Source organism: Streptomyces sp. WI03-4A (genome assembly GCF_033792105.1).
Classification (GTDB): Bacteria; Actinomycetota; Actinomycetes; order Streptomycetales; family Streptomycetaceae; genus Streptomyces; species Streptomyces collinus_A.
This window is the reverse complement of the sequence record NZ_JARAUO010000006.1, coordinates 252,053-275,254: the sequence shown is the minus strand read 5'-3', so window position 1 is coordinate 275,254 and position 23,202 is coordinate 252,053. Positions and strand designations below refer to the sequence as shown.

Sequence of the window (23,202 nt, the reverse complement as noted above, 5' to 3'; positions counted from 1 at the left end):
GTGCCCTCAAGGAGCCGCTCACCGCATGGCTTACGGAGCCCACCACAGCCCCTGTCTGCCGCCTCACCCCGATCTGACCCTCGCCCGCGACTGTGAGCACTGCCTGGGCTGGGGCACCGTCGTCACCCGCGACGGGACGCACGAGCTCTGCCGTACCTGTCAGCCCGACACCTGGGGCGACGACGGGTTCGGCACGGGCCCGGCGCGCTAGTCACCGCCCGGCGCCGGGTGCGGCGCGGGTGCGACGTACGGTGGGGGGCATGGCCCCTCCCCTGCCGGGCCCTCTGGCCCACCTGGCGCCGCTGCTCGACCACTACGGCTACTGGGCCGTGGGCGCCGTCATCCTCGTGGAGGACTTCGGCGTGCCGGCGCCCGGCGAGACCATCCTGCTCGCCGCGGGCGTCTTCGCCGGGGCGGGCCGGCTCAACATCTACGCCGTGGCGGCCGTCGCCTTCGTCGCGGCCGTCCTCGGGGACAACATCGGCTACCTCATCGGCCGCAGCGGCGGCCGCGCCTTCGTGCACCGGTGGGGGCGCTACGTCTTCCTGACCCCGAAGCGCTTCCAGGCGGCCGAGGAGTTCTTCGGCCGGCACGGCGGCAAGATCGTCACGGTGGCCCGGTTCGTCGAGGGACTGCGCCAGGCCAACGGCATCATCGCGGGCACGTCGGGCATGGCCTGGCGCCGCTTCCTGCTCTTCAACGCCCTCGGCGCGGCCCTCTGGGTCGGCCTCTGGGCCACCCTGTCCTACCTCGTGGGCAGCCACATCACGACCGTCTACGACGAGATCAGCCGCTACCAGGTCTACGTCCTCGTCGCGCTCGGCGTCCTGTTCGCGGCCTTCGTGACCCGCCACGTCGTCCGCCGGCACCGCGAACGCTGACCGGCGGCGGACCACACGCCTATCCCTCGCGCGCGTACGTCCGGGGAGCGTCCTTCGCGGGGTCGCCGTCGGCGGGCTCGTGGCCGCCGCGCAGGGCGGAGGCGAGGGCAGAGACCAGGGCCATGCCGGCCGCGACGCCGAAGACGATGGTCAGCCCGTGGTGGAACGGGCCGGACACCAGCCGCGGGAAGAAGGTGTGGCCGGTCAGGGTGGCGCGCTGGGCCGCGGTCAGGTGGTCGAGGGTGCCCCCGGTGCCGAGCAGGTGGGCGATGGGGTTGTTGCCGAGGAAGGTCGCGAAGAGGGTGCTGACCGGCGGCAGCGAGGCCACCTCGTGGGCGGTGGCCGGGGGCACGCCGTGGGCCGTCAGACCGCTGCCGAGCGTGGACGGCAGGGTGGCGGCGAGCCCGGAGACCATCAGCGAGAAGAAGACGCCGATGGACAGGGCGGTGCCCGAGTTCTGGAAGGTGGCCCGCATCCCGGAGGCGACGCCCCGGTAGCGGGGCGGGACGCTGCCCATGACGGACGAGGTGTTCGGCGAGGAGAACATGCCCTGGCCGAGGCCGTTGAGGAAGAGCAGCCCGGCGAACGGGCCGTAGGCGAAGTCGACCGGCAGGGCCAGCAGGCCGAGGAAGGAGGCGGCGACCACGAGCAGGCCGGCCGTGGAGAACAGGCGGGCGCCGAACCGGTCGGAGAGGTAGCCGGAGACCGGCCCCGCGATCAGGAAGCCCAGGGTCAGCGGCAGCATGAAGACGCCGGCCCACAGCGGGGTGTCCTCGAAGTCGTAGCCGTGCAGCGGCAGCCAGATGCCCTGCAGCCAGATGATGAGCATGAACTGCAGACCGCCGCGGGCGATCGCGGTGAGCAGGGCGGCCAGGTTGCCCGCGGCGAAGGCCCGCACCCGGAACAGGGACAGCCGGAACATGGGCTCGGCGACCCGGGTCTCCACCACGCGGAACACCAGCAGCAGCAGGACTCCGCCGATCAGCCCGGAGAGCACCCACGGGTTGGTCCACCCGGTGGGGTGGCCGCCGTAGGGCTGGATCCCGTAGGTGATCCCGGCGAGCAGGAGGCCCGCGCCCGTGGCGAAGGTGATGTTGCCGAGCCAGTCGACCCGGCCGCGCCCGCCGGCCGCGGTCTCCCGCAGGCTGAGGTACGACCAGACGGTGCCGGCCACGCTGACCGGGACGCTCACCCAGAACACCGCCCGCCAGTCGACCTCGGCGAGCAGACCGCCGGCGAGCAGGCCGAGGAACTGCCCGGCGAGCGCGGTGATCTGGTTGATGCCGAGTGCGGTGCCGCGCTGCCGGGCCGGGAAGGCGTCGGTGAGGATCGCGGCCGAGTTGGCGGTGAGCATCGAGCCGCCGAAGGCCTGGACGACGCGCCACAGGATCAGCCAGAGGGCGCCCGCGCCGGCCCGGAACGGGTCGAGGGACAGGGCGACGGAGGCGAACGCGAAGACCAGGAAGCCGAGGTTGTAGATGCGGACGCGGCCGAACATGTCGCCGAGCCGGCCGAGGACCACGACCAGCACGGCCGAGACCAGCAGGTAGCCGAGGATCATCCACAGCAGGTAGCCGATGTTGCCCGCGGCGAGCGGGTCGAGGCCGATCCCGCGGAAGATCGCCGGCAGGGAGATGATCACGATGGAGGCGTCCATCGTGGCGATCAGGACCCCGAGCGTGGTGTTGGACAGGGCGATCCACTTGTACCCGGGGCCGGGGGGCGTGTCCCGGTGGCGGGCCGAGCGGGCGAGCAGCCGGCCGCGCGGGGCGGGGCCGCCGGGCGGTGGCGTCCGCCCGCTCACAGCCGGTCCGCCAGCCGGTCGAGCAGGGGCATCGCGGCTCGCAGCGCCGCGCGTTCCTGGGGGGTGAACTCGTCCAGGGCACGGGCGAGCCGGTCCACGGACTCCGAGCGGCGCTCCTCCAGCACGCTGCGCCCCGCTTCGGTGAGGGACACGATGGCCCGCCGGCCGTCGGCCGCGTCGGGGGTACGGCTGACGAGTCCGCGCTGCTCGAGACCGGCGAGCGTGGTGGCCATCGCCTGCGGCCGGACACGCTCCAGTTCGGCGAGCGAGCCGGGCGAATCGGGTCCGGCGGCGGCCAGCCGGGCCAGTACCGAGACCCCGGACAGGGTCAGGTCGCCCACCGCGTGGGCCTGGCGCAGCCTGCGCACGATCCGGCCCAGGGCGAGCCGCAGACCGGCGGCGAGCGCCATGCCGTCCTCGTTCCTCGTGTTCGTCGTCCCCACAGGTAGTAACGATAGGTTTATCAGTCTGGGCTGTTCAACCAAGCGTAAGTAATTCGAGGCTGTTTGGACCGCCGCTGAGCGGCAAGCCGAATGTGGACCGCACACCGAGAGACGTGGGGATGTGAGACCCGATGGCTGGCAGCAAGAAGGCAAAGGCCAAGACGGAGCAGGTCCGGGGCAAGGTCAAGGAGGCCACCGGACGCGCCGTCGGCAACGAGCGCCTGGAGGCCGAGGGCCGCATGGAAGCCGCCCGCGGTGACGCCCGCCAGGCCAAGGAGAAGACGAAGGACGTCTTCAAGCACTGATCTCCCAGGCACTGATCAGCAACGGACCGGGGCAGGCCCGGGATATCCCCTGGAACGGGTTTCCCGGGCCTGCCCCGCCGTGGCTCGAGCCGTGTCACGAGGGGCCCCGGCCCCGGAGGAAAAGGGCAGCCAAGCATGGACATCCCCGTGAGCACCCGCGCGACGACGCGGACCCGCCCCGAGTCCCTGCGGCACAGCCGCACCTGGGACGCCGGGGTGCCCTGCATCGCCGAGGCGAGAGACGCCGTCGACGCGCTGCTGTCACGCGCGCAGCTCGCGCCGGAGCGGCGCGCCGTCCAGGATGCCCAGCTCGTCGTCAGCGAACTCGTCACCAACGCCGTCAAGCACGCCCCCGGCCCGTGCGCGCTGGGTCTCGAGCTGTCCGCCGACGGCGACGAGCTGCGCATCACCGTCACCGACACCTCGGTGGAGCCGCTCCGGGCACGGCCCGCCGACCCGGGCCGCGTCGGCGGTCACGGGCTGAACCTGGTGAACCTGCTCAGCGACGGGCTCCAGGTCACTCCCCTGCCGCAGGGCAAGCGCGTCGCGGCCACCGTCCCGCTGACCGGCGCCCACGGCGGCTGAGCCCGCCGGGCGCGGCCGCGGCGGCCGCCCGGCCCGGCGCGGACGGCGCCTTCCCCACAGAGACCTCAGGCCCTCAGGCCACGCGGATTCCCACGATGCAGGTGTCGTCGTCGGTGTCCGACCTGCTGTAGGTGAGCAGCCGGTCCAGGTGCTGGTCCAGGCTGACGGGCGCCGTACTGGCCGTGACCAGCAGATGCGACACCGACTCCTCGACGGAGCGGTCCCGGCGCTCGATGAGGCCGTCGGTGTACATCAGCAGGGTGTCACCCGCCGCGAGCTGCACCTCCGTCTCCTCGTACCCGGCCTCCGGCACCGCGCCCAGCAGCAGACCCTTGATCGGGGGCAGGGCGACCGCCTCCGCGTCGCGCACCAGGACCGGCGGGAGATGACCCGCTCGCGCCCAGCGCAGGGTGCGCCGCTCACCGTCGTACAGGCCGCAGACGGCGGTCGCGGTGACCGCGCCGGTCAGATGGTGGGCGACGATGTTCAGCCAGGACAGCAGCTGCGCGGGCCCGGCGCCGGTCACGGCCAGGCCGCGCAGGGCGTTGCGCAGCACGACCATGCTGGTCGCCGCCTCGATGCCGTGCCCGGCGACGTCCCCCACGCACAGCAGCACGAGACCGGAGGGCAGTACGACGGCGTCGTACCAGTCGCCGCCGACCAGTTGCTCGGTCTCGGCGGGCCGGTAGCGCACCGCGACCTTGAGTTCCGGCACCTGGAGCGGGGTCTGCGCGGGCGGCATGATGGCGTGCTGGAGCTGGAGGGCCAGGCGGTTGCGCTCGTCGGCCTGCTGCTCGGTGTGGGCGAGCTGGTCGCGGGTGGCGGCGAGCGCCACCTCGGTCCAGTGCTGGGCGGAGATGTCCTGGTAGGCGCCGCGTACGACGAACAGCTGGCCGTCGGTGTCCAGGACCGGTTCGGCCACCACGCGCATGTGCCGGGTGACCCCGTCGGGCCGCAGCAGCCGGAACGCGGCGGACGCCGGGCGCCGGTGGTGCAGCAGGGTGCGCAGGAAGCGGCCGATGGTGACGGCCTCGTCGGGGTGGGCGTGCGCGGCCAGGTCCTCCAGCGGGACCGGGGGGCTGGTCGGAGGGCGGCCGTAGAGGTCGAACAGCTGACCGTTCCAGGTGATCTCGCCGGTCAGCACGTTCTCCTCGAAGCCGCCGATGCGGCCGAGCCGCTGGGCGTGCTGGAGCAGGCTGGCCAGGCGCGCGGTCTCGTCCTCGATGCGCCAGATGAGCAGGACGGCGGCGCCGTGCCGGCTGATGCTGATGTCGGCGACGGCGGCCAGCGGCACCTGGTCGACCAGCGCGGTCAGCCGCATCCGGTGGGCGCGGAACGGCTCGCCGGTGGCGTGCACCCGCTCCACGCGCTGGAACAGCTCGCTGGCCGCGGCGGCCATCGGATAGGCCTCCAGCAGCAGCGCGCCGTTGATCATGGCGCGCGGCCGTCCCGCCGGGTCGAGGAAGTGCGTGTTGACGTGCTGGATGCGGAAGTCGACGAGCCGCCCGGTGTCGTCGAGGTGCGGCACCAGCACGAGGGCGGGGTCGTGCAGCCCGTCCGCCAGGTCCATCAGCTCCGCCGCGTCGGGCAGCAGTCGGGGTTCCTGCCCGCCCCCGGGCGGCAGCGTGTGGGACTCCAGGGTGTGCGCGCACAGTTCGGCGAGCGCCTCGATCTGGCGGATCACCTGCGGCGGCTGGGGGCCCTCCGGGCGGGCCCAGGCGATCTCCAGGACGCCGTGGATCCGGCCGCCCGTCCCGGCGGGTACGGCGGCCCGCGCGCCGTCGGCGAAGTCCCGCCGGCCGATGGTGGGCAGCCCGGACCCGGCGAGGGACCCCGGCCAGAGCCCGTCGGGCTCGGTCAGTCCGCGCCGGGCGACGGTGGCCACGTCCGGCGGGACGTAGCGCCAGCGGGCCGCCTCGGCGGGCGGGAAACCGGCGCTGCCCGCGAGGGTGAGGGAGCCGTCGGGGCCGGCGGCCCAGACGGCGACGGCCACCGCGCCGAGCGGCCGCAGCGCGTGCTGGAGCAGCGAGTCGGCCACCGCCTGGGTGTCGTTGGCGGCGAGCACCCCGCTCTCGGCGGCCCGCAGCCGCACGGCGGCCGAGTCCTCGACCGGCGCCGCCGGGTCCGCGGTCGCGGCCAGGAACGCCTCGGCGACCTCCGAGACCCGGTCCCGCGCCGCCTGGTTGATGACCTCGACCGCGAACTCCAGCGGCGACACCCGGGCCTGCTCGGCGAGTTCGGCGAGCTGCCGCGCGGCCTGCGCGGGGCCGCAGCCGAGGCGCTCGACCAGGATGCCCTTGGCCAGTTCGATCAGGGCCCGGCCCTCGGCCTCGGCCTGTGCCGTCCGCACCTCCGTGCGCAGTCGCTCCACCGTCGCGGCCAGCCGGCCGGCCGGTGAACTGGCAGGCACCGTGGGCAGGTCCAGGTCGGCGAGGCCGGCCAGATCCGCCAGGTCGAGGCCGGTCTCGTCCGCCCCGGACGCACCAGGGACGGCCGGCGCGCCCGGCACGTCGGCCGGTCCGGGCGTGCCGGGGAGCGCGACCGCCTTCAGCGCGTCGGCAGCGTCGTGGGCCTCCGGTGCGTCGGTGCCGGCGGGACCCGGGACGGGTGCCTCGGGTCCGGCCGACGGGTCGTGGGCGTTCACCGTGTGCGTGCTCCTGAGCCGACGGGCGGTGGGGCGGTCGTGGGTGTCCTCATGCGGGGAGCCAACGCCGGACGCAGGCGATGAGGTCATGGGTGTCCACCGGTTTCGTCACGTAGTCGCTGGCGCCGGAGGCGAGACTCTTCTCCCGGTCGCCCTGCATGGCCTTGGCGGTCACGGCGATGACCGGCAGGTCGGCGTACCGCGGCATCCGGCGGATCTCGGCCGTAGCGGTGTAGCCGTCCATCTCGGGCATCATCACGTCCATCAGGACGAGTTCGACGTCCGGGTTGTTCATCAGCGTCTCGATGCCCTTGCGGCCGTTCTCCGCGTGCAGCACCCGGAAGCCGTGCAGTTCGAGGATGCCGCTGAGCGCGAACAGGTTGCGGGCGTCGTCGTCCACGACGAGGACGCTGCGGCCCCGGTCGCGCTCGTCGACCTGGTGGGGCTCGGCCGGCTGCGGCTCGTCGCCGCGGACCAGGGTGAGCACCTCGCCGGGCTCCTCGGCCGACAGGTGCAGGGCGATCCGCTCGCGCAGCTCGTCCAGGCTGTACAGGTACTCCTGCGAGCCGCCCTCGGTGTCCTGGGCCTGCTGGTCGGTGCGGTGCGAGCTGTGCACCAGGACGGGGACGCTGGCCAGGGCCGAGTCGCCGCGCAGGGCCCGCAGGAAGCGGGCGGACTCGCCGTCGGGCGCGCCGAGCTGGACGACGACGCAGTGGCAGGGTTCCGCGGCCAGCGCGCCGGCCGCCTCCTGCGCGCCGACGGCGGTGATGATGTCGACGGGGGTGCCGCCCGGGCCGTGCGCGAGGTCCCCGACGACGCTCTCGGCGACCAGCGTGAGCAGGCCGCGCGGCCGTTCCTCCACGACGAGCAGGCGGCGGGCGCGCTGCCCGCGGGCGGTGCCCGGCCGGGCCTCGGGCACGGGCTCCCGTTCGGCCGGTTCGTCGACCGGGGACGCCGTGAGCTGCTGGGGTGTCCCGCGGCCGCCCCGCAGGAGTTCCTCGAAGTCCGCGCGGGCCACGGGCAGGAAGAGGGTGAAGGTGCTGCCCTTGCCGGGCGTGCTCTCGACGGTGACGGCGCCGCCGAGCAGGTGGGCGATCTCCCGGGTGATGGAGAGACCGAGGCCGGTGCCGCCGTACTTGCGGCTGGTGGTGCCGTCGGCCTGCTGGAAGGCGCCGAAGATGGTCTCCCGCTGCTGTTCCGCGATGCCGATGCCGGTGTCCCTCACCCGGAAGGCCACGATGGTGCCGCCGCGCACCACGCCCTGGGGCACCTCGTCGTCCGGCGCCGGTTCGACGCGGAGTTCGACGCAGCCCTGCTCGGTGAACTTCACCGCGTTGGACAGCAGGTTGCGCAGGATCTGCCGCAGCCGGGAGTCGTCGGTGAGCAGGTCGGCGGGTGCGCCCGGGGCGGTGGTGATGGTGAAGTCGAGGCTCTTCTGCGAGGTCATCGGCTGGAAGGTGGCCTCGACGTACTCGATGAGCTGCTTGAGGGGGACCCGCTCGGGGGTGATGTCCATCTTGCCCGCCTCGACCTTGGACAGGTCGAGGATGTCGTTGATGAGCTGCAGCAGGTCCGAGCCGGCGGAGTGGATGATGCCCGCGTACTCCACCTGCTTCGGGGTGAGGTTGCGGGAGGGGTTCTGGGCCAGCAGCTGGGCGAGGATGAGCAGGCTGTTGAGCGGCGTGCGCAGCTCGTGGCTCATGTTGGCGAGGAACTCGGACTTGTAGCGCGAGGCCAGCGACAACTGCTGGGCGCGCGCCTCCAGTTCCTGCCGGGCCTGTTCGATCTGGAGGTTCTTCGCCTCGATGTCCCGGTTCTGGTCCGCCAGCAGCGAGGCCTTGTCCTCCAGTTCGGCGTTGGACTGCTGGAGTTCCTCCTGACGCGCCTGCAACTCGGCGGAACGCGACTGCAGTTCGCTGGTCAGGCGCTGCGACTCCTGGAGCAGTTCGTCGGTGCGGGCGTTGGCGACGATGGTGTTGACGTTGACGCCGATGGTCTCCACGAGCTGCTGCAGGAAGTCCCGCTGGACCGCGGTGAAGGCGGTGACCGAGGCGAGTTCGATGACGCCGAGGACCTGCTCCTCGAAGACGACGGGGAGCAGCAGCAGGTCGGTGGGCTCGATCTGCCCGAGCCCGGAGGAGATGGTCACGTACCCGGGCGGGAGCTGGTCCACGCCGATGATGCGGCGGCTGCGCGCGGCCTGGCCGACCAGGGAGCGGCCGAAGGCGATCCGCGTGGGCCTGGTGTCGTCCTCCGGGCGGCCGTAGGAGCCGACGAGCCGCAGTTCAGGTCCGGACGCCCCGTCCTCGGCGAGGTAGAAGGCGCCGTACTGGGCGGACACCAGGGGCGCCAGCTCGTCCATGATCAGCTCGGCGACGACGGACAGGTCCCGGTGGCCCTGCATGAGGGCGGAGATGCGGGCGAGGTTGGTCTTCAGCCAGTCCTGTTCCTGGTTGGCCCTGGTGGTCTCGCGCAGGGACTCCACCATGGAGTTGATGTTGTCCTTGAGTTCCGCGACCTCGCCGGCGGCGTCGACGGTGATGGACCGGGTGAGGTCGCCCTCGGCCACGGCGCTGGCCACCTCGCCGATGGCACGCACCTGCCGGGTCAGGTTGCCGGCCAGCTCGTTGACGTTCTCCGTCAGGCGCTTCCAGGTGCCGGAGACGCCCTCGACCTCGGCCTGGCCGCCGAGGCGCCCCTCGGTGCCGACCTCGCGGGCCACCCGGGTCACCTCGTCGGCGAACGCGGAGAGCTGGTCGACCATCGTGTTGATCGTGGTCTTCAGTTCGAGGATCTCGCCGCGGGCGTCGACGTCGATCTTCTTGGACAGGTCGCCCTTGGCCACGGCGGTGGTCACCAGCGCGATGTTGCGCACCTGGCCGGTGAGGTTGTTGGCCATGGAGTTGACGTTGTCGGTGAGGTCCTTCCAGGTGCCGGCCACGTTGGGCACGTGGGCCTGGCCGCCCAGGCGTCCCTCGGTGCCGACCTCGCGGGCCACGCGGGTCACCTCGTCGGCGAACGCCGAGAGCGTGTCGACCATGGTGTTGATGACGTCGGCCAGTGCGGCGACCTCGCCCTTGGCCTCGACGGTGATCTTCTGGGAGAGGTCGCCGCGGGCGACGGCGGTGGCGACCTGCGCGATGGAGCGGACCTGACCGGTCAGGTTGGAGGCCATCACGTTGACGTTGTCGGTGAGGTCCTTCCAGGTGCCCGAGACCCCGCGCACGGTGGCCTGGCCGCCGAGGTTGCCCGCGGTGCCGACCTCGCGGGCCACCCGGGTCACCTCGTCGGCGAAGGCGGAGAGCTGGTCGACCATCGTGTTGATGGTGTTCTTGAGCTCCAGGATCTCGCCCCGCGCGTCCACCGTGATCTTCTGCGACAGGTCGCCCTGCGCCACCGCCGTGGCCACCTGGGCCACGTTGCGCACCTGGGCGGTGAGGTTGCCCGCCATGAAGTTCACGGAGTCGGTCAGGTCGCGCCAGGTGCCCTTGACGCCCTTGACATCCGCCTGGCCGCCGAGGCGCCCCTCGGTGCCGACCTCGCGGGCCACCCGGGTCACCTCGTCGGCGAACGCGGAGAGCTGGTCCACCATCGTGTTGATGGTGCTCTTGAGCTCCAGGATCTCGCCCCGCGCGTCCACCGTGATCTTCTGCGACAGGTCGCCCTGCGCCACGGCGGTCGTCACCTGGGCGACGTTGCGCACCTGGGCGGTGAGGTTTCCGGCCATGAAATTGACCGAATCCGTGAGGTCGCGCCAGACGCCGGCGACGCCGGGCACCTGTGCCTGTCCCCCGAGGCGGCCCTCGGTGCCGACCTCCTTGGCGACCCGGGTCACCTCGTCGGCGAACGCGGAGAGCTGGTCGACCATCGTGTTGACGGTCTCCTTCAGCTGCAGGATCTCGCCGCGCGCGGGCACGTCGATCTTCTGCGACAGGTCGCCCTTGGCCACGGCGGTCGCGACCTGCGCGATGTCACGGACCTGCGTGGTGAGGTTGCCCGCCATGGCGTTGACGGAGTCGGTGAGGTCCGCCCAGGTGCCGGAGACGCCCGGGACCTCCGCCTGTCCTCCGAGGGTGCCCTCGGTGCCGACCTCGCGGGCCACCCGGGTCACCTCGGAGGTGAACACCGAGAGCTGGTCGACCATGCCGTTGAAGACGGTGGCGATGTCGCCCATGAGACCGCTGGCGTCGTTGGGCAGACGTGTGCCGAAGTCGCCGTCGCGTACGGCGGTCAGACCCGCGAGGAGTCTCCGCAGCTCTTGTTCCGCCGGGACCGCTTCGGTCGTCCCGGTCGCCTTGCCGGCCATGCGCACCCTCGTTCCGCTCCCCAGGAGCCCTTGTCCCCCAAGGGCTCGGAACCACAACCGGGCACACGGCCCGACCCGGTTTCGGTGATTGCATTTCCGCAGTTCACGGAATTGCTCGATGAGAAATACGTGGCAGGCTAACCCACCTTCACGACTGTGGACAAAGCCGTGGGTCGCGCTCCCGCGGTGAGGAAACCGACGGGTGTGGAACCCGTGCGGCGGGGTACGTGTGGGGGTTTGCGCGCTGCGCTGTCGTCGTCATGGGCGTCATCATCGCGGGACCGTCACCGTCGAGTCACCCCCGACGACCGCCGGCAAGCCGTGCCGGCCGCCGGGTGGCCGCGAGCCGCCCGCCGCCAACGGCCCGCGGGCCGCCCGTCGTCCGCGGTCCGTGCGCGCCGTTTTGGACGAGCGGACCCGGGGCACCCGTGCCAGGCTCGAATGGGAGCACCGAGAGTGAGGGACTGAGGACCGGGCGGAAAGCGAGCACGCGGTGGCGGCGTCCGACGAAGATCCGTCGTCCCGGCCGGAGGGCCGTGGCGAGCGGTTGGTGACCGCGCTCGACCGGCGCGTGCCGGTCGCGTCCGCGGGCAAGGCGTTCCTGCGCAAGGCGTTCCCCGACCACTGGTCCTTCCCGCTGGCGAGCCGGCCCTCTACAGCCTGGTCGTGACGGGCGTGTGGCTGTGCTGAGCCGCCGGCACTTCGGCAAGAGCGTGGAGCCGCCCCTCACCGATGGGCAACGGCGTCGCGTGGCGTGGGTACGAGCGGCGCCCGGCGAGGTACCCGGGGGACCGGCGGAGGGGAACGAGTCGTGAGCGAGGTGGACACGGCATGAGCGGCGATCAGGAGGTCGGGGCGGACCGGGCCAGTCTGTGGTACGGACCGCAGCCGGACGTGGCGGGCGCATCCGGTTACCCGGACGCCCCGCCCAGGATGGGCTTCTTCACCGACACCTCCGTGTGCATCGGCTGCAAGGCCTGCGAAGTGGCCTGCAAGGAGTGGAACGCCGTTCCGGAGGACGGCCTCGAACTGACCGGCATGTCCTACGACAACACGCAGGGCCTCGGCGCCGACACGTGGCGGCACGTGGCGTTCATCGAGCAGCGCAAGCCGTTCGGCGGGCAGGAACCCGGGGTCTCGCACGACGACGTCGACGTGTTCGCCGCGGCCTCGACGCTCGGCACCGACGCGGCCTCTCCGGGCCCGGGGGCCACCACTCCCCCGGCGGGCGCGGCCCCTGCGGGCGCCCCGGCCGGCGAGATCTCGCCGGTGTCACCCGACGGCCGCACGGAGCTGCGCTGGCTGATGGCGTCGGACGTGTGCAAGCACTGCACGCACGCGGCCTGCCTGGACGTGTGTCCGACGGGCGCGCTGTTCCGCACCGAGTTCGGCACCGTCGTCGTCCAGGAGGACGTCTGCAACGGCTGCGGCTACTGCGTGCCGGCCTGCCCGTACGGCGTCATCGACCAGCGCAAGGACGACGGCCGGGTGTGGAAGTGCACCCTGTGCTACGACCGGCTCGGCGTCGGCATGGAGCCGGCCTGCGCCAAGTCCTGCCCGACGGACTCCATCCAGTTCGGGCCGCTGGACGAGCTGCGGGAGCGGGCGGCGGGCCGGGTGGCGCAGCTGCGGGCCTCCGGGGTGACCGATGCCCGGCTGTACGGCGAGAGCCCCGAGGACGGGGTGGGCGGGGACGGCGCGTTCTTCCTGCTGCTGGACGAGCCCGAGGTGTACGGGCTGCCCCCGGACCCGGTCGTCACCACCCGGGACCTGCCCGACATGTGGCGGCACGCGGCGATGGCCGCCGTCTCGCTCGGCGCGCTGGCCGTCGCCAGTTTCGCGAGGAGGCCGCGATGAGCGAATCCGATGTCACCCGGGAGGGGCTGCGGGGCGAGCGGCCGGGACGCGAGGCGCTGACGGGCGCGAAGGCGGGGCGCCGGCGGCACCGGCGCGGCCGGGGCGGCCGGGGCGAGCAGCCGATGGTCCCGGAGGCGGAGTTCTCCTCGTACTACGGCAAGCCGGTCCTGAACAAGCCGACCTGGAAGCCCCTGGACATCGCCGGCTACCTGTACCTGGGCGGTCTGGCCGGGGCGTCCTCGCTGCTGGCGGCCGGTGCGGGCGTCACCGGGCGGCCGGCGCTGGCCCGCCCGGCGAAACTGGGCGCCGCGGGGGCGATCAGCCTGTCGCTGGTCGCGCTCGTGCACGACCTGGGCCGCCCGGCGCGCTTCCTGAACATGCTGCGGGTCTTCAAGCCCACCTCGCCGATGAGCGTGGGCTCGTGGGTGCTGTCCGGCTATGCCCCGCTGGCGCTGGGCGCGGCGGCGGCGGACCTCACGGGCCGGGCCCGGCGGGTGGGCTCGCTGGCCACGGCGGGCGCCGCCGTCCTCGGCCCTGCGGTGGCGACCTACACGGCCGTGCTGCTCTCGGACACCGCCGTGCCCTCGTGGCACGAGGGTTACCGGGAGCTGCCGTACGTCTTCGCGGGGTCCGGTGCCACCGCGGCGGCCGGTCTCGCGCTGGCCGCGACTCCCCCCGGACAGGCGGGCCCGGCGCGCCGCATGGCCGCGCTCGGGGCCGCGCTGGAGCTGGGCACCTTCCAGGCGATGAAGCACCGCATGGGCCTGTCCGCGGAGACCTTCGAACAGGGGAAGCCGCACCGGCTGCTGCGGGCGGCGGAGGCCCTGACGGCGGGCGGCGCCGCGCTGGCGGTCCTGTCGGGACGCCTGCGCGACCGACGGCTCGCCCTGGCGGCCGGAGCCGCGCTGCTCTCCGGATCGGCCGCCCTCCGCTTCGGCGTCTTCCACGCCGGGGTCGCCTCCGCGGAGGACCCGAAGTACACGGTCGTCCCCCAACGCGAACGCCTGGCGGCCCGCGACCGCTGACCCGCCCCGCGGCGAGGCGCCCCGCCGGCCGGGACGGGCCGGGGCTGGGCCGCGCCGGGCCGCAGTCCCTGCCGACGCGGCCGTCAGGCCGCAGGCCGTGAGCTGTGCCGCCAGGTCCGCCGTTACGGACACCTTGGCCGGTTCGTTGTCCGACACACCGCAGCGGCGGGGTCCCCCGGCAGGCCGGACTCACACCTCACACGGATGGAGGGCCGCGTTTGCCGTACGGGGGCCCGGGTACTCCGCCGCTCGTCAGGAGCGGGACGAAGGCAGCGAGGCCCGGTGGCCGGCCGAAGCGAGCGGCCGCGTACGCCCGCGGCGTCCGGGGATGCCGCGCTCCTGCGGCTGCGGAAGAATCTGCTCCAGGAGCGGCGGGCACGGCTCGGCACGGAACGGGAGGAGTGAGCGCCATGGGCGTACGCACCTGGATCGACTCCTGGCCGGTCTTCCGGCAGCTCACGGGCACCGACCGGCTGGGCCGGGGCGCGGCCGCCAAGAGCGGCCCCACCGCGCGCCTCGAGCCGCGGGTGGCCTCCGCCGACCGGGTGGTGAAGTCCGTCTGTCCGTACTGCGCGGTGGGCTGCGGTCAGAACGTGTACGTCCAGGACGACAAGGTCACCCAGATCGAGGGCGACCCGGACTCCCCCATCTCCCGCGGCCGGCTGTGCCCGAAGGGCGCGGCGAGCCTTCAGCTGACGACGGGCGAGGCCCGCCGGCACGAGGTCCTGTACCGGCGCCCGCACGGCACCGAGTGGGAGCGCCTCGACCTGGACACGGCGATGGACATGATCGCCGACCGGGTGATCGCGACGCGCCGCGAGGGCTGGGAGTGGGAGGTCGACGAGACCCGCACCCGGCGCACACTCGGCTTCGCCAGCCTGGGCGGGGCGACGCTGGACAACGAAGAGAACTACCTGATCAAGAAGTTGTTCACCGCGCTCGGGGCGATCCAGATCGAGAACCAGGCGCGTGTTTGACACTCCTCCACCGTTCCCAGTCTGGGGACTTCGTTCGGACGCGGCGGCGCGACCACCTTCCAGCAGGACCTGCAGAACGCGGACTGCATCCTCATCGAGGGCTCGAACATGGCCGAGTGCCATCCGGTCGGGTTCCAGTGGGTGATGGAGGCCAAGGCGCGGGGCGCGAAGCTGATCCACGTCGACCCGCGGTTCACCCGCACCAGCGCGCTCGCGGACCTGCACGTGCCGCTGCGCGCGGGCACCGACATCGCCTTCCTCGGCGGGATCATCCACTACGTCCTGGAGCAGGAGAAGTACTTCCGCGACTACATCGTGGCGTACAGCAACGCGCCCGTGATCGTGCGCGAGGACTTCCAGGACACCGAGGACCTGGCGGGCGTCTTCTCCGGCCTGGACACCGACAGCCGCTCCTACGACAACACGAGCTGGCAGTACGAGGGCACCGAGGTGCAGGCCGCCTCCGGCCAGCGTGACCAGGAGTACGACAAGCGCGTCGACGGCGGCGGCGACAGCGCTTCGGTGACCGAGGCGGCGCGCGGCGAGGCGCACGGCGCGGGTGGCGCGGTGATCGGCGAGGGCGAGCCGGAGCGGGACGAGACGCTGACCCATCCGCGCTGCGTCTTCCAGGTGCTCAAGCGGCACTACGCCCGCTACACGCCGGAGATGGTCGAGCAGGTCTGCGGGGTGCCGCAGGACCTGTTCCGCCAGGTGTGCGAGCTGCTCACCGAGAACTCCGGCCGGGACCGGACCACGGCCTTCGCCTACGCGGTGGGCTGGACGCAGCACACGGTCGGCGTGCAGTACATCCGCGCGGCCGCCGTGCTCCAGACCCTGCTCGGCAACATCGGCCGGCCGGGCGGCGGCATCCTCGCGCTGCGCGGCCACGCCTCCATCCAGGGCTCGACCGACATCCCGACGCTGTTCAACCTGCTGCCGGGCTACATCCCGATGCCGCACGCCCACAAGAACGAGGACCTGGACGCCTTCGTGGAGGCGGAGGCGGCGCACAAGGGCTACTGGGGCAACATGCGCGCGTACCTGGTGAGCCTGCTCAAGGCCTACTGGGGCGACGCGGCGACCGAGGAGAACGACTACTGCTTCGACTACCTGCCGCGGCTGACCGGCTCCCACTCGGCGTACGAGACGACGATGGCCCAGCTGGAGGGCGTCTGCAAGGGCTACTTCCTGGTGGGCGAGAACCCGGCGGTGGGCAACGCCAACTCCAAGCTGATGCGGCTCGGGATGGCGAACCTCGACTGGCTGGTGGTGCGCGACTTCTCGCTGATCGAGTCGGCGACCTGGTGGAAGGACGGCCCGGAGATCGAGACCGGTGAGCTGCGCACGGAGGACATCGGCACCGAGGTGTTCTTCTTGCCGGCCGCCGCGCACACCGAGAAGGACGGCAGTTTCACCAACACCCAGCGGCTGCTGCAGTGGCACCACCAGGCGGTCGAACCGCCCGGCGAGTCGCGCAGCGACCTGTGGTTCACCTACCACCTGGGACGGCTGATCCGGCAGAAGCTCGCCGGGTCGACCGACGAGATGGACCGGCCGCTGCTGGACCTGACCTGGGACTATCCGACGAAGGGCCCGCTCGCCGAGCCGGACGCGGAGGCGGTGCTGGCCGAGATCAACGGCCATGACGCCGAGGGCGACCCCCTGTCCTCCTACGAGCAGTTGAAGCCCGACGGCTCGACGGCCTGCGGCTGCTGGATCTACTGCGGGGTCTACGCGGACGGGGTCAACCAGGCGGCCCGCCGCAAGCCCGGCCGGGAGCAGGACTGGGTGGCGGCCGAGTGGGCGTGGGCCTGGCCCGCCAACCGCCGGATCCTGTACAACCGGGCCTCGGCCGACCCCGAGGGCAGGCCGTGGAGCGAGCGGAAGGCCCTCGTGTGGTGGGACCCGGACAAGGGCGAGTGGTGCGGGCACGACGTGCCCGACTTCAAGAAGGACAAGTCGCCCGACAGTATGCCGCCCGAGGGCGCCACCGGCCCCGAGGCGCTGTCCGGCAAGGACCCGTTCATCATGCAGGCCGACGGCAAGGCCTGGCTGTACGTGCCGTCCGGGATCACCGACGGTCCCCTGCCGGTGCACTACGAACCGCAGGACTCGCCGTTCCAGAACCTGCTGTACGAGCAGCAGCGCAACCCGGTCCGGCAGGTGATGCCCGCGATGCCGGACAACCGCTACCAGCCGAGCGGTGACGAGCCCGGCTCCCAGGTGTACCCGTACGTGGCCACCACCTACCGGCTCACCGAGCACCACACGGCGGGCGGCATGTCGCGCTGGCAGCCGTATCTGGCCGAGCTGCAGCCGGAGTTCTTCTGCGAGGTGTCCCCGGAGCTGGCCACCGAGCGCGGCCTGGAGCACACGGGCTGGGCGACGATCGTCAGCGCCCGCGGGGTGGTCGAGGCGCGGGTGCTGGTGACCGACCGGATGGCACCGCTGACCGTGCAGGGGCGCAGGCTGCACCAGGTGGGCCTGCCCTACCACTGGGGTCCCAACGGCTACACCACCGGGGACGCGGCCAACGAGCTGCTGCACCTGTCGCTGGACCCGAACACGCACATCCAGGAGGCGAAGGCGTTCGCCGTGGACATCCGCCCCGGCCGCCGGCCGCGCGGACCGGCCTCGCTGGAGCTGGTGCGGGCCTACCGGGCGCGGGCGGGCATCGACGAGCACACGGGTACCGAGCCCTGAGAGCGGCCGGGACGCGCGTGACCGGGGCGTCGGCCCCGGTCACGCGCGTCCCGGAAGTCCCTCAGCGCAGGACGAGGGAGTGGGTGCCGTCGTACGGCACCAGTTCCCCGACGACCGGCGCTCCGGGCACCTCCCCGGCGACGAGGAGCCCGCCCGAGGTCTGGGCGTCGGCGAGCAGCAGCCGGGTGTCCTCGTCCGCGGTCCCGAAGTCGGTGTGCGGTGCGACCCATGCGAGGTTGCGCCGGGTGCCGCCGCTGACGTAGCCGTCCCGTACGGCCTCCCGGGCGCCGTCGAGGTAGGGCACGGCCGCGGTGTCGATCACGGCGGTCACGCCGGAGGCCCGGGCCAGCTTGTGCAGATGGCCGAGGAGGCCGAAGCCGGTGATGTCGGTGGCGCAGGTGGCCCCGGCCGCCAGCGCGGCCAGCGAGGCGTCGCGGTTGAGGGCGGTCATGGTGGCCACGGCCTGCTCGAACCGCTCCCCCGTGGCCTTGTGACGGTTGTTCAGCACGCCGAGGCCGAGCGGCTTGGTCAGCGACAGCGGCACGCCGGGCCGGCCCGTGTCGTTGCGCAGCAGCCGCTCCGGGTCGGCGACACCGGTGACGGCCATGCCGTACTTCGGCTCGGGGTCGTCGACGCTGTGGCCGCCGCCGATGTGGCAGCCCGCCTCGGTGGCGATGTCGAGGCCGCCGCGCAGCACCTCCCGGGCCAGTTCGAACGGCAGCCGGTCGCGGGGCCAGGCGAGCAGGTTGACCGCGACCAGGGGCCGGCCGCCCATCGCGTACACGTCCGAGAGAGCGTTGGCGGCGGCGATGCGTCCCCAGTCGTAGGGGTCGTCGACGACGGGGGTGAAGAAGTCGGCGGTACACACGACGGCCGTGCCGGGCTGACCGGGCAGCGTGACGACGGCGGCGTCGTCGCCGGTGGCGAGGCCCACGAGCAGCGGCGCGGCGCCGGCGGGCAGCGGCGCGCCCAGACTGCCGACGACCTCCTCCAGTTCGCCGGGCGGGATCTTGCAGGCGCAGCCGCCGCCGTGCGCGAACTGCGTGAGGCGTACGGCGTCCTGGCGGGTCGGTGTCATACCTGTCTCCTGGGCACTAGCCTGGTCGAGCGGTGGAGGCGTGTGGGTGCCTGGTGGCCCTCCCGGTCTTCAAAACCGAGGTGTCCGAGGATCTCGGGCAGGCGGGTTCGATTCCCGTCCGCCTCCGCTCCCCCGGTCGGGCCGGCAACGGCGGCGCTGGTCGTCGACGCGTTCCGTGTACCCCTGGGCGTCGAGGTGTTCCAGCAGCGGTACGGCCACCCGGCGGGTGGTGTCGAGGGCCTGCCGGGCCTCGCTCAGCGTGAACGGCTGCGGCAGGCCGCGCAGTACGGCGGCGGCTTCGGTGTCCGCGCCGGGCAGCAGCACGACGCCGTCGGCGATCCGCAGCAGCGCCCCGGCGGACACGGCGGCGGCCAGCGTCCTGCGGGTGAGCCCCAGCCGGGTCAGCCGGTCGGCCTCGGGCGCGCGGAACGGCGTGCGGGTCAGGTCCCGGCGTACGGCGTCGACGGCGGCCCGGACCGGCGGGGGGAGGTCGGGCCCGCGGGTGCCGGCCGGGTGGACGCGGCCCTGACGGCCGCTCAGGCGTGGCTCGCCCCGCACGAGCGCGTCGACGAGGGCGCGGTCGGGGAGGCCGAGCAGGCGGCGGGCCGCCTCGGTGGGCAGCCCGGGGTCCAACGGGTGTTCCCGGGCGTGCCGTTCCGTCTCGTGGACCAGCCGGTCCCGCAGGTCCGTCCACTGGCCGGGGTCGGCCAGCCAGTCGCCGGCGACGGGCTCGGCGGGCGGCGTGGCGCCCATGGCGAGCAGGTCGGCGCGGCGGACGGGTCCCCGGCGGCGCAGCTCGGCGGCTCCGTCGGGCCGGCCGGTCATGCCGGCCAGTTCGGCCGCGCGGGCCCGGCCCGCGCCGCGCCGGGCGAGCGCGGGCGGCCGTACGTCGAGGACGGTGACCCCGCAGGGGGTGCGGCCGCCGCCGGGTTCGCGCAGCACGGCGCGGTCGCCGATGCGCAGGGGCAGGGCCCGGGTCAGGGTGAGCCGGGCGGTGTCCTCGCCGAGCGGGCGGACCGTGACCGGGACGGCCGCGGCACCGATGTGCAGGGTGACCGAGCGGGGCAGGTCGGCGGCCGGCTCGCCGGTGACCCGGACGTCCGTCACGTCGGTGAGCAGCCAGCGGTCCGGGGCGAGCAGCACCTGCCCGCGTCGCAGGCCGCCGTCCCCGGGGCCGTGCACGTTGACGGCGACCCGGGCCACCCCGCTCACCTCCGTCCGCTCCTGCTGGAGGCTCTGCAGCCCGCGCACCCGCAGGACCGCCCCGCCGTCGCCGGTGACCAGCCGGTCGCCGACGCGCAGGGTGCCCGCGCCGAGCGTGCCGGTCACCACGGTGCCGTGGCCGCGCACGGTGAACGCCCGGTCGAGCCACAGCCGTACGTCGGCCCCGGCGGCCGGCACCGGCAACCGGGCGGCGAGCAGGGCCAGTTCGTGGCGGAGTTCGTCGAGTCCGCGGCCGGTGACGGCGCTGACGGCGACAGCGGGCACCTTGCCGAGCGAGGTGGCGGCCAGCCGTTCGACGGCGTCCGCGCGCACCGGGCCGGGGTCGGCCAGGTCGCTGCGGGTCACCGCGAGGACGCCGTGCCGGACGCCGAGCGCGTCGAGCACGGCGAGGTGCTCCTGCGACTGGGGCTGCCAGCCCTGGTCGGCGGCGACCACGAACAGCACGGCGGGCACCGGCCCGGCCCCGGCCAGCATGGTCGCGACGAACCGCTCGTGCCCGGGCACGTCCACGAAGGCGACGTCCTCGCCGCCCGGCCGGAGCCTGGTCCACACGAAGCCGAGGTCGAGGGTCAGACCGCGGCGGCGCTCCTCCTCGTAGCGGTCGGGCTCCATGCCGGTGAGTGCCCGGACGAGAGCGGACTTGCCGTGGTCGACGTGGCCCGCGGTGGCGAGGACACGCATGCCGCCTACCTCCCCGCGGCCGGGCGGGCCGCCCGGACGGCCTCGGCCAGCCGCTCGTCCTCCTCGGGCGGGACCGTACGCAGGTCGAGCAGGCAGCGCCCGGCCTCCAGCCGGCCGACCACGGGAACCGGGCCCGCGCGCAGCGCGGCGGCGTACGCCTCGGGCAGGGAGAGCGCGGCGCTGGGCAGGGTGACGCCGGGTGCCCCGCCTCCGCCGACGGTGGCGGCGCTGCCGACGGCCCGGACGTCGGTGCCGTCGGCCCGCAGGGCGGCGGCGAGCCGTTCGGCGCGCTCGGTGAGACCGGCGGGGTCGGCGGTGAGGGCGGTCTCGGTCGGGGTGGGCGGTCCGGTGAGCGTGGCCTCCAGGGCGGCCAGGGTGAGCTTGTCGACCCGCAGGGCGCGGGCCAGCGGATGCCGGGCGAGGGTGGTGACTAGGTCCTCGCGGCCGAGCAGGAGTCCGCACTGGGGGCCGCCGAGCAGCTTGTCGCCGCTGGCGGTGACCAGGGCGGCACCGGCCCGCAGCTGGGTGTCGGCGTCCGGTTCGGCGGGCAGCGTCGGGTGCGGCGCGAGCAGTCCCGAGCCGATGTCGACGACGACCGGGACGCCGAGCCCGGCCAGCTCGCCGGCCTCGGCGGCCCGGGTGAAGCCGGTGACGAGGAAGTTGGAGGGGTGCACCTTGAGCACGAAGCCGGTGTCGGGCCCGATCGCGGCGGCGTAGTCGGCGGCGGTGGTCCGGTTGGTCGTGCCGACCTCTCGCAGCCGGGCGCCGGTGGAGACGAGCAGGTCGGGCAGGCGGAAGCCGTCCCCGATCTCCACCATCTCGCCGCGGCTGATGACGATCTCCCGGCCGGCCGCGAGGGCGGTGGCGGCCAGCACCAGGGCGGCGGCGCCGTTGTTGACGACGTGCGCGCCGCCGGCCGCGGGCACGCGGTCGCGCAGGGCGCCGAGGGCGGAGCGGCCGCGGCGGGCCCGTACCCCGCTCGCCAGGTCGAGTTCGACGTCGGTGGGTCCGGCGGCCTGAGCCACGGCCTGCCGGGCCGCCGCCGACAGCGGTGCCCGGCCGAGGTTGGTGTGCAGCAGCACGCCGGTGGCGTTGACGACCGGGCGCAGTCCGCCGCAGCCGGCGGGCAGCAGGGCCGCCGCCGTGTCCGCCACCCGCTCGGGCGGGACGCTCCCCTCGCGCGCCTCGCGCTGTGCCTGCCGGATCGCGTCCTTGACCAGGCGCTCGCCCAGCCGGTCCGCCGCCGCTGCCAGCCGGGGATCGCGCAGGAGCACGTCGGTACGCGGGATACGGCGACGGGCGTCGGTCGCCGGGTCCGGGGCCGGGTTCGGCTGCTGTGCGGGGTCCGGCTGCGGGGCCAAGTCCTGGCGCTGTGCGGGCTCCGGGTGCCGTTCGGGGTGCCGTGCCGGGTCCCCGGGGCCGGCGTTCGCGGTCCGCCGGTCTTCCCCGCCCGCTGTCACGCGCTGTTCCATGCCGCCCTGCCGTCCTCGTCCCGCTGCCCCGTTCCTGTACCCGTACGGCACCGCCCATCGTCTCCCAGTGCCCAGGCCCGGCCGTTCGACACGCCGTGAACGGCCTGTTCACGGGGCGGGTCAGCCGTGGTCCCGGCCGCCGCGCGGCGGGCCGGTGTCAGCCGGGGCCGGGGCCCGGGGTGCGGCCCGGACGGGGCCGGTCCTCGGGGTCGGAAGCGGGCCGCGGGGCCGGCGGCACCTCCCCTGCGGTCAGGTGTTCGAGCACTTCGACCAGTTCCTGGCAGGCCCGTTCCACGGAGCGCCGGGTGTGGCGCTGTTCGGTGATCACCGCGGACAGCAGCAGCGCGGTCAGGGCCATCGCCCCGTTGAACGCCTGGAGTTTCGCCATGACCTCGATCCGGCTCAGCCCGGCGAAGGCCCCGTCCCCGTCCGTGGCGGCGACGGTGGCCAGCACGGAGGTGAGCAGCGCGCAGAGCATGCTGCCCGCGAGCTGGAAGCGCAGGGCGGCCCAGATGAGGAGCGGATAGACGAGGAAGAGCAGGCTGACCGAGCTGTAGGCGGCGAGGGGCACCACCGCGCAGGCCACCACGGCCAGCGCGGTGGCCTCCTTCCAGCGGCCGAGCGGCAGCGGCCAGCGGGACTTGTACAGCAGCAGCGCGATCGGGGTGACGATCAGCACGCCCATCGCGTCGCCCACCCACCAGGCCAGCCATACGGCCCAGAAGCTGTGCACGGGGAGCTTGTCCGTGGCCAGCAGCAGGCCGACGCCGACGCTCGCGCTGATCATCATGGCGGACAGCGCGCCCAGGAACACCAGCGCGAGCCCGTCGCGCAAGCGGCTCAGCTCCAGGCGGAAGCCGGACCGGCGCAGCAGCAGCACCGCGCACACGGGGGCGACGGTGTTGCCGAACAGGAACCCCATCATGCCGACATCGGGGGTGGAGAGGGTCAGGACGGTGAAGAACGCCCCGATGGTGATGCCGGGCCAGGCGGCGAGACCGAAGACCAGCAGGGCGGCGACGGCAACACCGGTCGGCGGCCATATGGGGGTGACGACGGCGCCCTCGACGACGAGCCGGCGCAGCAGTCCGAGCCTGCCCGCGCCGTAGTAGCAGGCGGCGACGGCCAGTACCTGGACGGCGTAGCCGCCCGGTCCCCGCACCTCCACGAAACCCGCCACAGCAGCCATCTCACACCGATGGCCGCCGATCGGCCAC

15 protein-coding genes, 1 tRNA gene and 1 pseudogene are annotated in these 23,202 nt (G+C 73.7%); 9 read left to right on the top strand and 8 right to left on the bottom strand.

The genetic code is table 11. The features are described 5' to 3' along the window. Positions 1-25 precede the first annotated feature (25 nt). Together PV343_RS10195 and PV343_RS10190 are read left to right on the top strand one after the other, a co-directional pair. Positions 26-211 carry a hypothetical protein gene (locus PV343_RS10195; RefSeq protein WP_319146503.1) on the top strand — a complete coding sequence of 62 codons (186 nt, stop codon included), beginning with the start codon at positions 26-28 and terminating at the stop codon, positions 209-211. A gap of 49 nt (positions 212-260) precedes the next feature. Further along, the gene (locus PV343_RS10190) at positions 261-881 is read left to right on the top strand and encodes a DedA family protein (RefSeq protein ID WP_319146502.1); all 621 of its coding nucleotides are present in this window, start codon (positions 261-263) and stop codon (positions 879-881) included. Between the two features lie 19 nt (positions 882-900). Here the strand turns inward: PV343_RS10190 and PV343_RS10185 are convergent, their stop codons facing one another. Further along, positions 901-2,580, bottom strand: coding sequence for an MFS transporter (locus PV343_RS10185; RefSeq protein ID WP_319146517.1), 1,680 nt, complete (start codon positions 2,578-2,580; stop codon positions 901-903). A gap of 101 nt (positions 2,581-2,681) precedes the next feature. Then, the gene (locus tag PV343_RS10180) at positions 2,682-3,095 is read right to left on the bottom strand and encodes a MarR family winged helix-turn-helix transcriptional regulator (protein ID WP_319146516.1); all 414 of its coding nucleotides are present in this window, start codon (positions 3,093-3,095) and stop codon (positions 2,682-2,684) included. 164 nt (positions 3,096-3,259) lie between these two features. Between PV343_RS10180 and PV343_RS10175 the strand changes: the two genes are divergently transcribed. Together PV343_RS10175 and PV343_RS10170 are read left to right on the top strand one after the other, a co-directional pair. Next, positions 3,260-3,433, top strand: a complete 174-nt coding sequence (locus PV343_RS10175) for a CsbD family protein (protein WP_319146501.1) — start codon at positions 3,260-3,262, stop codon at positions 3,431-3,433. A 135-nt stretch (positions 3,434-3,568) separates the two neighbouring features. Further along, the gene (locus PV343_RS10170) at positions 3,569-4,018 is read left to right on the top strand and encodes an ATP-binding protein (RefSeq protein WP_319146500.1); all 450 of its coding nucleotides are present in this window, start codon (positions 3,569-3,571) and stop codon (positions 4,016-4,018) included. Between the two features lie 73 nt (positions 4,019-4,091). Here PV343_RS10170 and PV343_RS10165 read toward each other — a convergent pair whose 3' ends face one another. Continuing rightward, a complete protein-coding gene (locus PV343_RS10165; protein ID WP_415923474.1) occupies positions 4,092-6,470 on the bottom strand; it encodes a SpoIIE family protein phosphatase in 2,379 nt (792 codons plus the stop codon). A gap of 241 nt (positions 6,471-6,711) precedes the next feature. After that, positions 6,712-10,968 (bottom strand): HAMP domain-containing protein, encoded by a 4,257-nt coding sequence (locus tag PV343_RS10160; RefSeq protein WP_319146499.1) that lies wholly within the window; start codon positions 10,966-10,968, stop codon positions 6,712-6,714. A gap of 493 nt (positions 10,969-11,461) precedes the next feature. Here PV343_RS10160 and PV343_RS10155 point away from each other — a divergent pair, with 493 nt between their 5' ends. From PV343_RS10155 to fdh, 4 genes are all read left to right on the top strand, one after another. After that, positions 11,462-11,638 carry a hypothetical protein gene (locus PV343_RS10155; RefSeq protein WP_319146498.1) on the top strand — a complete coding sequence of 59 codons (177 nt, stop codon included), beginning with the start codon at positions 11,462-11,464 and terminating at the stop codon, positions 11,636-11,638. A 161-nt stretch (positions 11,639-11,799) separates the two neighbouring features. After that, the gene (locus PV343_RS10150) at positions 11,800-12,825 is read left to right on the top strand and encodes a 4Fe-4S dicluster domain-containing protein (protein ID WP_319146497.1); all 1,026 of its coding nucleotides are present in this window, start codon (positions 11,800-11,802) and stop codon (positions 12,823-12,825) included. Further along, positions 12,822-13,850, top strand: coding sequence for an NrfD/PsrC family molybdoenzyme membrane anchor subunit (gene nrfD / locus PV343_RS10145; RefSeq protein ID WP_319146496.1), 1,029 nt, complete (start codon positions 12,822-12,824; stop codon positions 13,848-13,850). The genes PV343_RS10150 and nrfD overlap by 4 nt, the downstream gene beginning before the upstream one ends. Positions 13,851-14,260: 410 nt before the next feature. Next, entirely contained in the window at positions 14,261-17,530 is a 3,270-nt protein-coding gene (fdh, locus tag PV343_RS10140) for a formate dehydrogenase (protein ID WP_319146495.1), read from the top strand. A gap of 61 nt (positions 17,531-17,591) precedes the next feature. On the opposite strand, the gene selD is transcribed toward fdh, so the two are convergent. Beyond that, the gene (selD, locus tag PV343_RS10135) at positions 17,592-18,608 is read right to left on the bottom strand and encodes a selenide, water dikinase SelD (RefSeq protein ID WP_319146494.1); all 1,017 of its coding nucleotides are present in this window, start codon (positions 18,606-18,608) and stop codon (positions 17,592-17,594) included. Between the two features lie 34 nt (positions 18,609-18,642). On the opposite strand from selD, the gene PV343_RS10130 reads away from it, so the two are divergent. Continuing rightward, positions 18,643-18,735 (top strand) — tRNA-Sec (locus PV343_RS10130). A gap of 35 nt (positions 18,736-18,770) precedes the next feature. Here PV343_RS10130 and PV343_RS10125 read toward each other — a convergent pair. The 3 genes and pseudogenes from PV343_RS10125 to PV343_RS10115 all read right to left on the bottom strand — a co-directional run. Then, positions 18,771-20,513, bottom strand: a pseudogene (locus PV343_RS10125) (SelB C-terminal domain-containing protein); the annotation flags it as partial. A 5-nt stretch (positions 20,514-20,518) separates the two neighbouring features. Further along, the gene (selA, locus tag PV343_RS10120) at positions 20,519-21,985 is read right to left on the bottom strand and encodes an L-seryl-tRNA(Sec) selenium transferase (protein WP_319146493.1); all 1,467 of its coding nucleotides are present in this window, start codon (positions 21,983-21,985) and stop codon (positions 20,519-20,521) included. 157 nt (positions 21,986-22,142) lie between these two features. Next, entirely contained in the window at positions 22,143-23,174 is a 1,032-nt protein-coding gene (locus PV343_RS10115; protein WP_319146492.1) for an MASE1 domain-containing protein, read from the bottom strand. Between the last annotated feature and the right edge of the window lie 28 nt (positions 23,175-23,202).

Excerpts from the sequence above, each read along its gene's own strand:
- PV343_RS10195 (WP_319146503.1), top strand. The coding sequence starts at position 26 with ATGGCTTACGGAGCCCACCACAGCCCCTGTCTGCCGCCTCACCCCGAT.
- PV343_RS10190 (WP_319146502.1), top strand. The coding sequence starts at position 261 with ATGGCCCCTCCCCTGCCGGGCCCTCTGGCCCACCTGGCGCCGCTGCTC.
- PV343_RS10180 (WP_319146516.1), bottom strand. The coding sequence starts at position 3,095 with ATGGCGCTCGCCGCCGGTCTGCGGCTCGCCCTGGGCCGGATCGTGCGC.
- PV343_RS10175 (WP_319146501.1), top strand. The coding sequence starts at position 3,260 with ATGGCTGGCAGCAAGAAGGCAAAGGCCAAGACGGAGCAGGTCCGGGGC.
- PV343_RS10170 (WP_319146500.1), top strand. The coding sequence starts at position 3,569 with ATGGACATCCCCGTGAGCACCCGCGCGACGACGCGGACCCGCCCCGAG.
- PV343_RS10160 (WP_319146499.1), bottom strand. The coding sequence starts at position 10,968 with ATGGCCGGCAAGGCGACCGGGACGACCGAAGCGGTCCCGGCGGAACAA.
- PV343_RS10150 (WP_319146497.1), top strand. The coding sequence starts at position 11,800 with ATGAGCGGCGATCAGGAGGTCGGGGCGGACCGGGCCAGTCTGTGGTAC.
- nrfD (WP_319146496.1), top strand. The coding sequence starts at position 12,822 with ATGAGCGAATCCGATGTCACCCGGGAGGGGCTGCGGGGCGAGCGGCCG.
- selD (WP_319146494.1), bottom strand. The coding sequence starts at position 18,608 with ATGACACCGACCCGCCAGGACGCCGTACGCCTCACGCAGTTCGCGCAC.
- selA (WP_319146493.1), bottom strand. The coding sequence starts at position 21,985 with ATGGAACAGCGCGTGACAGCGGGCGGGGAAGACCGGCGGACCGCGAAC.
- PV343_RS10115 (WP_319146492.1), bottom strand. The coding sequence starts at position 23,174 with ATGGCTGCTGTGGCGGGTTTCGTGGAGGTGCGGGGACCGGGCGGCTAC.